Origin of the sequence: Austwickia sp. TVS 96-490-7B (assembly GCF_019331795.1) — a bacterium.
In the GTDB taxonomy this organism is placed as follows: domain Bacteria; phylum Actinomycetota; class Actinomycetes; order Actinomycetales; family Dermatophilaceae; genus Austwickia.
This window is the reverse complement of record NZ_JAHPZL010000005.1, coordinates 56,870-59,081: the sequence shown is the minus strand read 5'-3', so window position 1 is coordinate 59,081 and position 2,212 is coordinate 56,870. Positions and strand designations below refer to the sequence as shown.

Below are 2,212 nucleotides of genomic sequence, written 5' to 3'. Positions count from 1 at the left end.
GACTCTTCGCCATCGCTGAAATCCACCACCTCACCCCGCACACCGACCCCCTGACTGGGCACACCAGCTACCCCCACCTCGGCAGCACCGGACTCCGCGCGCTCGCCGCGATGCGCACCGCGCTGTCCACCTACCCCACACGACAACGCCCCCGGGCTAACCGTCTGACCCTCCTCGTTCGGGCCCCATGGACCGTGCCCACCCACGAATGGACAGCGCTCGCTGCGACCTACCAAGACCTGGCGCACGGTGCTGGTCTGGAAAAAGTGGTCTTGCATGTCCAGATTCCTGAGCCTGGCGATGATGACAACACCGTGCTCCGTGACCAGGTCCTCACGGTTGACGGTCTCGGCGTTGGCGCCTTGACCGTACGCCGGGGCGAGCCGCCGCGACATCCCGTGCAGACCTTGACGCCGTATGCCCAGAAGGTGCTCACCGCAGCCAGATTCGGTTCGCCGTACCCGTACGAGATCATCCGGATGCTCACCCCCGGACCCGATGACCGATCACCCTTCCCGACCGGACACTTCCAAGAATTCGACCTGACCGACGACGACCAGCTCAGCCCCGTTGACCGTGAACCAGGAGGTAACCAGGCTCATCTCGTCGTCGGAGTCCTCACCCATGTCACAGCCACCCACCCCGAAGGAATGTCTCGGGTCGCGCTGCTCTCCGACCCGACCCAAGGATTGGGCAACCTCGCTGAACCAGAGTGTCGTCGAGTCAATGCCGCATTGGACTACGCGCGAGCACACCGTCTTCCAGTGGAGTGGTATGCCGTGTCTTCCGGAGCACTGATCGCCATGGACTCCGGCACAGAAAACATGGACTGGATTTCGTTGACGCTCCGACGGATCATCGAATTCACTCAAGACGGCGGTGAAATCAACATCATCGTCACTGGTATTAATGTCGGCGGCCAACCGTATTGGAACGCCGAAGCCACCATGCTCATGCACACCAAAGGCATCTTGGTGATGACTCCGACTTCCACCATGGTGCTCACCGGCAAACAAGCCTTGGACTTCTCTGGGGCTGTCTCGGCCGAGGATAATCACGGCATCGGTGGATACGACCGCATCATGGGCCCTAATGGCCAGGCCCAATATTGGGCACCAAACTTCCCAGAAGCCTGCTCAATTCTGCTACGACACTATGACCACACGTATGTGATGCCGGGGGAGACCTTCCCACGCCGCCGTACGACGAGCGATCCGTGGCACCGGGACGTCTGTGCGGCACCACACCTCCCTGTGCCAGGTTCCACGTTCACCCGGGTCGGAGACATCTTTGACGCAGACCGTAACGGTGAACGCAAGCTGCCGTTCGATATGCGATCGGTGATGCGAGCGGTCTGTGATACTGACGGCGACCCATTGGAACGATGGCAGGACTGGCAGGACGCTGACACGGTCATCACCTGGGACGCCCGCATTGGTGGCATTCCGGTCTGCCTCCTCGGCTTAGAATCACATAGCGTGCCCCGGCGAGGATTCGTCCCGTCGTATGGGCCTCCAGCGTGGACGTCAGGCACCTTGTTTCCGCAGAGTTCCCGTAAATGCGCTCGCAGCATCAACGCTGCAAGCGGGAATAGACCCTTGGTGGTCTTAGCCAATCTGTCGGGTTTCGATGGGTCACCAGAGTCGATGCGCAACTGGCAATTAGAGTACGGCGCGGAGATCGGTCGAGCCGTGACCAACTTCCGTGGCCCGATCGTCTTCGTAGTGGTATCTCGATATCACGGTGGAGCCTTTGTGGTTTTTTCCAAGCAGCTGAATGCTTCCATGGAGATCGCCGCGATCGAAGGTTCATATGCCTCAGTAATCGGTGGTGCGCCGGCGGCAGCTACGGTCTTTGTCCGAGAGGTTGCCGCGCGCACCAGTCAGGACGCTCGGGTGGTCGAGGCACGACAGGTGGCTGCATCGGCTCCGACGGCAACGGCGGGGACCGCACGCCAAGCTGCGGAACGGATCATGGAAGAAGTGCGGTCGCAGCGGCGTAAGGACGTGGCGGATGAGTTTGACGGGGTTCACACTGTTGAGCGGGCTCAACGTGTCGGATCGGTGGATTTGATCATCCCGGCGGCGCAGCTGCGACCGTATCTGGTGGACGCGTTGGAGCGGGGGATGACGACATATCAGCGGGAGAGCCGCCCCAGAGGCTGACTGACCGAAGCACAACGGCGCGGGCCGGAAACACTTGAAGGTGTTTC

The 2,212-nt window shown here is 61.2% G+C and carries 1 protein-coding gene; it reads left to right on the top strand.

Features of this window, described 5'->3' with window-relative positions:
* Positions 1 to 2,165: carboxyl transferase domain-containing protein (locus tag KEM60_RS07845; protein ID WP_304502110.1), on the top strand; the 2,165-nt coding region annotated here is incomplete at its 5' end.
* Between the last annotated feature and the right edge of the window lie 47 nt (positions 2,166 to 2,212).